Annotated in this window: 6 protein-coding genes; 1 reads left to right on the top strand and 5 read right to left on the bottom strand. The window is 44.2% G+C overall.

All coding sequences use genetic code 11. From position 1 onward, the window contains the following. Positions 1–143 precede the first annotated feature (143 nt). Positions 144–1127 carry an acyl-ACP desaturase gene (locus DDR33_RS19125; protein WP_109417408.1) on the top strand — a complete coding sequence of 328 codons (984 nt, stop codon included), beginning with the start codon at positions 144–146 and terminating at the stop codon, positions 1125–1127. A 64-nt stretch (positions 1128–1191) separates the two neighbouring features. On the opposite strand, the gene DDR33_RS19120 is transcribed toward DDR33_RS19125, so the two are convergent. The 5 genes from DDR33_RS19120 to DDR33_RS19100 all read right to left on the bottom strand — a co-directional run. After that, complete coding sequence (locus DDR33_RS19120; protein ID WP_109417407.1) at positions 1192–1413, bottom strand: hypothetical protein; 222 nt, start codon at positions 1411–1413, stop codon at positions 1192–1194. Between the two features lie 67 nt (positions 1414–1480). After that, positions 1481–2440, bottom strand: a complete 960-nt coding sequence (locus DDR33_RS19115; RefSeq protein ID WP_109417406.1) for a transglutaminase family protein — start codon at positions 2438–2440, stop codon at positions 1481–1483. Positions 2441–2458: 18 nt separating this feature from the next. After that, complete coding sequence (locus DDR33_RS19110) at positions 2459–3394, bottom strand: alpha-E domain-containing protein (protein WP_109417405.1); 936 nt, start codon at positions 3392–3394, stop codon at positions 2459–2461. Between the two features lie 28 nt (positions 3395–3422). Further along, entirely contained in the window at positions 3423–4874 is a 1452-nt protein-coding gene (locus DDR33_RS19105; RefSeq protein WP_109417404.1) for a circularly permuted type 2 ATP-grasp protein, read from the bottom strand. Between the two features lie 194 nt (positions 4875–5068). Then, a partial coding sequence (locus DDR33_RS19100) for an aspartate aminotransferase family protein (RefSeq protein WP_317047458.1) occupies positions 5069–6310 on the bottom strand: 1242 nt, incomplete at its 5' end.

Below are 6310 nucleotides of genomic sequence, written 5' to 3'. Positions count from 1 at the left end.
GCGATTAAAGCTGAAACTCCAGCTACCCCAATCTGAATGTCGTTTCCCCATTCTTCGTGTAAACTATTCTTGTTTAGAATCGTTATTGAAGGACGTAGGTTTAAACATTTAAAAAATATATCTTTGCAACTTAATCCGATAAGATGACTAACAGTTTTGGTATACGCAGGGAAGTAATGCAGCATATTGAGAAATATATGTTGGATAATATGAATAATTACCTGAAGTCTATTGATACAATATGGCAGCCAGCAGATTTTCTTCCAGATTCCACTAATGAGAACTTTTTTGAGGAAGTTAAAGAGCTGCGGGAAAGTGCAAAAGGACTTTCCTATGATCTTATTGCGGTACTGATTGGAGATACGATTACGGAAGAGGCTTTGCCCACTTATGAATCCTGGCTGACTATGGTGGAGGGTGTTTCTAAGGAAGAAGAAGGCGGGTGGATGAAGTGGGTGAGACACTGGACTGCAGAGGAGAACCGTCACGGAGATTTGTTAAATAAATATCTCTACTTATCGGGAAGGGTTAATATGCGTCAGTTAGAGATCTCTACACAGTACTTGTTGGCTGACGGATTTGATATTGGGACAGACCAGGATCCTTACAGGAACTTTATATATACAAGTTTTCAGGAACTTGCTACTAATATTTCACATAGAAGAGTGGCAAGCCTGGCGAAAAAGGATGGCGACACACTATTATCTAAAATGTGCGGAGTGATCGCCGCGGATGAAGCCCGTCATGCGAGAGCTTATAAAGACTTTATTGCCCAGATCATTAAAGTCGATCCCAATGAGGTTCTGGTCGCTTTTGAGGACATGATGCGTAAGAAAATCGTAATGCCTGCTCATTTCCTTAGAGAGGTTGGAAAAAAGGCAGGTGAGACGTTCACTCACTTTGCAGATGCGGCTCAGAGGCTCGGGGTTTATACTTCTGTCGATTATGTTGATATTCTAAAGCAGCTTCTGAACGATTGGGAGGTGGAGAGTCTTAAAAGCTTGAATGATACAGGGGAAAAGGCGAGAGATTATCTGATGAAATTGCCGGACCGCTTAATGAGAATTGCAGAGCGAATGAAAAGTAGCCCCGTTGAGTATCATTTTAGCTGGATTCATTCTATGTAGGGATATTACAGGGCAAAGGTTGCCCTGTTGTTTTGGATTCCTGAATTTTAATTTTAAAGACTTATTATTCTTCCGGGGAAGAAGCGTCCTCCTTATAGTGCTCGTTTTGCATAGTGCCTGTTTCCCAGTCGGATGCATTTCCGCTCTCTATGGGATTGGGATTAATGCCATTTCCGTTAGAGTTGCTTATAATGAACTCTTCTGCGGCGAGCGTGTCTTTCTCTGCCTGTGAAAGATCTTCTGTGCTCTTTTTGTTCTCTTCCTTGTCTTTTTCAAACGGATTCATATAGGTAGGATTATTATTGCTTTAACCCTTTTCTTCGGAATTTGTTCGAAAATGAATGAAGAAGGACTTATTGCTGTTGCTGCTGTTCCATCTCCTGGTATTTACGGAAGCTGTTGACCGGGAAATCGGTATGTGCTTTTTCAATGACTATCTCCGGCGTTTCGTCCTGAGAAGGCGGCTCGTCTTCATAAGAAACGGTAACGGAAACTTCCAGCTTATGTTCGGGAAGGCCTTTATAGACTCCCTTAACCGGCGAGCAATCCGAAAAACTCCTACCCACTGCCAGGCGGACATGTGTTTCATTGGCTATGCAGTTATTTGTCGGGTCAAATCCCAGCCAGCCGTAGTTGGGCAGATAGGCTTCTACCCATGCGTGAGTGGCCCCTTCTCCGCGCATTCCGTTTTTATGCGGACAGATATATCCACTTACATATCTCGCGGGGATATTTATCAGGCGCAGCATTACCAGCAGGATATGAGCGAAATCCTGACATACGCCGGCTTTTAATTGCCAGATGGTATCAAGGGTCGTTTCAACTGTTGTAATGCCAGGTATGTAGTTGAAATTTTCATACACGTACTTGCAGTAATGCAGGGCTGTCTGGTAAGGTGTCTCTGCCGACAAATGTTCCCGGGATACTATTTCTTTGAGTTCCTCCAGACCTTCAAATGGCTCCTGTTTCAGATAGTCTATGAACGGTATATTGTTCTGAACTTTTAACAGATCCTGCCACTGGTGTGAGGGGAATATATCATCTTCAGGCAGAGGCTTGCTTTTAGTGGTGACGATCACTCTTGAAACGATGCTTAGTTCCGGATGGGGAGCGCTGTAGGTGAAATTCCCTACACGGTTTCCGTAATAGTCTTCATAAATATCCACTACAGGGTCCCCGCTTATTTTCAGGTCGTGTTTCTGCACTTCCTGGTACTGGTCGGTAACCGGAAACAGAATAATCTGGTTTGCGCTGTCACTGACCAGACCCTGGTAGGTATATTTTGTGATATGTTTGATTTTAAACTCGGGCATGTGTGTTGCAATTTATGTTTAAGAATACGCAAAATATTGTGCATTCAAGGTATTGCCGATGCTGTAAAGTTCTTTTTTTATCTGCGCGAGATAGGGATGAAGTCCCTGCTGGGTGATTGACTCTACAGTGCTGTACTGGATCATACTCTGAAGCCGTCCTATTATAAACGACAGTTCCTTAAAATCCAATATGTTCTTGTTGGCTTTGAGTCTCTCGAAATAGCGGTAGATATTATTGACGGAGTAGAGCACTGATCTTGGAAAGTCATTGTTAAGTACAACAAGATCTACCACGTTCTCAATATCAAAACCTCTGCGATAGGTTTTAAAATATAAATCGTAGGCCCCGAGTGACAGCAGAAGATATTTAAGATAGGATGTGCCTGAAAGTAAGTCGGGGTTATTTTGGTTATTTTCGGGCTTTATATCCAGGATATCCGCTGACTGGATGCTACGCTCCAGATACTTCCCGATGTTCATAAAACTTCTTCCTTCTCCTCGTACCATGGTTATTTCAGCTATTCCATAATAGAGCATCACCTGTCTGATCAATTCATCGAGAACTGAGGTCGGATCGTCTCTTTTCAGCGAATGGATAAGTCTTTGATCTTTTACCAGGTGATAATATTCGTTGAGGCACTGCCATAAGTCTTTAGGAATATGATCCTGGACACTGCGTGCATTTTCGCGTGCCAGTGTGATGATGTTTACAATTGAATTCTGATTGTCTTTCCCGGAAAACATGTACAGCAGTACTTCCCGGCTGTTATATTCTATTGCCCGGAGAAGGTCTTCTTCAAGCCCGCTATAGATCTTCATTACAGGAGCCCAGGAGAATGGCTGAAGAGAGTCCTGCGACGATGCGTAATGTATTTTTAACATTCTGAGGATGCCGTCGCTGCGTTCCACGTAACGGCTTAACCAATATAAGTTTGCTGCAACCCTGCTTAACATGTACAGTTTTTTTCTATTTCAAATGAATTTATGATGCGAGTACCCAGGTGTCTTTACTTCCTCCGCCCTGCGAACTGTTAACGATTAAGGATCCTTCCTTGAGGGCAACCCGCGTTAATCCGCCCGGAACAATTTCAATACCGTCAGGTCCGCACAATGCGAAAGGTCGTAAGTCTATCCTCCGGGGATGAAGCTGGCTGTCGAGGAAACATGGTGCAGCAGATAGGCTGATGGTAGGCTGTGCGATGTATTGACGGGGATCTTTTTCAATTTCGGATTTGTAATCTTCAATTTCTTTCTGATCTGCCGTATGTCCCATCAGCATTCCATAGCCGCCGCTTCCATTGGTTTTCTTAATAACCATTTTGCTGATATTTGAAAAGACATATTCTTTCTGTTCGGTATCTCCGAGCTGATAGGTCGGCACGTTTTTCAGCAGGGGTTCTTCATTGAGGTAGTACTTGATCATTTGGGGTACATAGGTGTAAATGGCCTTGTCGTCTGCCACACCATTGCCCACAGCGTTCACTATTGCGACATTTCCCTTACGGTAAGCACTCATAATGCCCGCTACTCCCAGGATGCTCTGGGGGTTAAAAGTGAGCGGGTCGAGATATTCATCATCCACCCTCCTGTAGATTACGTCTACCTGCTGGCGGCCATTGGTGGTCTTCATGTAAACTTTATGGTTCTCAACCAGCAGATCGCGGCCTTCCACCAGTTCAACGCCCATCAGGCGCGCGAGTGTGGTGTGTTCGAAATATGCTGAATTGTAGATACCCGGGCTTAACAGAACAATGGTAGGATTAGAGATCTGCCGGGGGGATATCGCCAGTAAGTTTCGATAGAGAATTTCCGGGTATTGGGTGACACTTCTTACCTGACACTGCGGAAGCAGGTCTGGAAACAGACGTTTGGTTATTTCCCTGTTCTCAAGCATGTAGCTTACTCCTGAAGGGGTGCGCAAGTTATCCTCCAGCACGTAGAAGGAGCCATCGTAGTCCCGGATCAGGTCGATACCGGCGATATGAACATAGATGTCGTGAGGAACCTTTACCTGATACATTTCCCGGAGGAAGTGAGGACACGAGGTGATCATTTCAATGGGAATGACTCCGTCCTTCACTATAAACATATTGCTGTATATGTCTTTCAGGAATATATTGAGCGCCTTCAGTCGCTGTTTTATGCCTTTTTCTATCAATTCCCAGTCCTGGGCTGTTATTATACGTGGAATAATATCGAAGGGGAAGATTTTTTCGATTCCTTCCCCGCTGTTATATACGGTGAAAGTTATTCCCTGCGTCATAAATAGCTTTCTTGCAAGCTCTTCCTTTTTATTAAGCTCTTCCAGGGATTCTGATGAAAGATAATTGATTATTTTCTGATAAGGCGAGCGGATTTTGCAATCTGAATTAAACATTTCATCCCAGGTTGATGGTTCTGGTAGGTATTTGCTTAGAAAATTTAATTCATTCATATTTTTTTAAATCTTTTTTATAAAAATATTAAATTATTAATTGGTTTTTAATTAAAAATATAAAAAAAATAGAAAAGTGTATTCTTTTTTGGTTGAGTTTTGGGAGGGGTTTGGCAGAAGGTAAGTGTAATAGGAAGTGGATGTTGGCTGGAAGAATAGATTAATAGAGGTTGTACAAGAACGAACCTGATTTTTCAGGCTCTTTCTTGTACTGAAGTTAAAACATCCGTTATTATCTTACATGCTTTGCGGATTTCTTCTTCGCTGACGATAAGAGGCGGAGCTATTCTTATCGCTGTGTCGCAATGAAGGAACCAGTCGACTATTACACCGTTTTCAACACACTTCCTGCTCACTTCTTCTACCTGCTGAAAAGTATCGAGCTGAATGCATAGCATTAAACCTTTCCCCCGGATTTCCCTTATTGAAGGATGAACCAGAAGATTGCGAAGCAAAGCTTCTTTCTTATCAACGTCAGCCATCAGGTTTTCGTCAATGATGGTTTGCAATGTAGCCAGGCCTGCGGCACAGCTGACAGGGTGGCCGCCGAATGTCGTAATATGGCCCAGGATCGGGTTGTCTTTGAGGCAGTTCATCACTTCCTGCGAGGCAATGAAAGCACCAACAGGCATTCCGCCGCCGATACCCTTGGCAAGAAGCAGAATATCAGGCTGCATTCCGAAATGCTCAAACGCGAACAGTTTGCCGGTGCGTCCGAATCCCGTTTGTATTTCATCAAATATCAAAAGTGTGCCGGTCTCGTCACAGCGTTTTCTCAAGGCCTGCATGTAGTCATTACTGGCTACTCTTACGCCTGCCTCCCCCTGGATACTTTCGAGAATTACACAGGCTGTTTCGGAATCAATGAGCTCCAGATCAGTCGTTTGGTTATAGTGGATAAAATGCACATCGGGAAGAAGCGGACGGTATGCCTGCTTGTAGTATTCATTGCCCATCACGCTGAGAGCCCCGTGTGTGCTTCCGTGGTAGGCATGGTGGCAGGAAATGATCTTGCTTCTTCCGGTAAACCGTTTTGCAAGTTTTATCGCCCCTTCTGTAGCCTCGGCTCCAGAATTTACAAAGTACACGGAGTCAAGGCCGGCGGGCAGTACTGAAACAAGTTTCTCTGCAAAGAGCACCTGAGGAGCCTGCACATATTCGCCATAAACAGCCACGTGCATATATCGGTCGGCCTGCTCTTTTACGGCCTGCACTACAGCAGGGTGGCAATGGCCTACATTGCTGACCGCGAAGCCCGAAACGAAGTCCATATAGGCTTTGCCTTCAGGGTCGTAGAGATAAATCCCTTTGGCCCGGTCTACCTGGAGAAGCCGGGGAGTGGAGGATGTTTGTGCGTTATTGAGGAGGAATAATTGCCGGAGGCTTATCATTCCGCAAAAATACAAAAGCCTCCGCAATAGAGGAGGCTGTATATA

It is taken from the genome of Pararcticibacter amylolyticus (assembly GCF_003130405.1).
In the GTDB taxonomy this organism is placed as follows: Bacteria; Bacteroidota; Bacteroidia; order Sphingobacteriales; family Sphingobacteriaceae; genus Arcticibacter; species Arcticibacter amylolyticus.
The sequence above is the reverse complement of the archived record's forward strand: the minus strand, read 5'-3'. Positions and strand labels throughout refer to the sequence as shown.

What these genes read in the sequence shown, in the direction of transcription:
- DDR33_RS19110 (WP_109417405.1), bottom strand. Translation starts at nt 3,394, where the DNA reads ATGTTAAGCAGGGTTGCAGCAAACTTATATTGGTTAAGCCGTTACGTG.
- DDR33_RS19120 (WP_109417407.1), bottom strand. Translation starts at nt 1,413, where the DNA reads ATGAATCCGTTTGAAAAAGACAAGGAAGAGAACAAAAAGAGCACAGAA.
- DDR33_RS19115 (WP_109417406.1), bottom strand. Translation starts at nt 2,440, where the DNA reads ATGCCCGAGTTTAAAATCAAACATATCACAAAATATACCTACCAGGGT.
- DDR33_RS19125 (WP_109417408.1), top strand. Translation starts at nt 144, where the DNA reads ATGACTAACAGTTTTGGTATACGCAGGGAAGTAATGCAGCATATTGAG.
- DDR33_RS19105 (WP_109417404.1), bottom strand. Translation starts at nt 4,874, where the DNA reads ATGAATGAATTAAATTTTCTAAGCAAATACCTACCAGAACCATCAACC.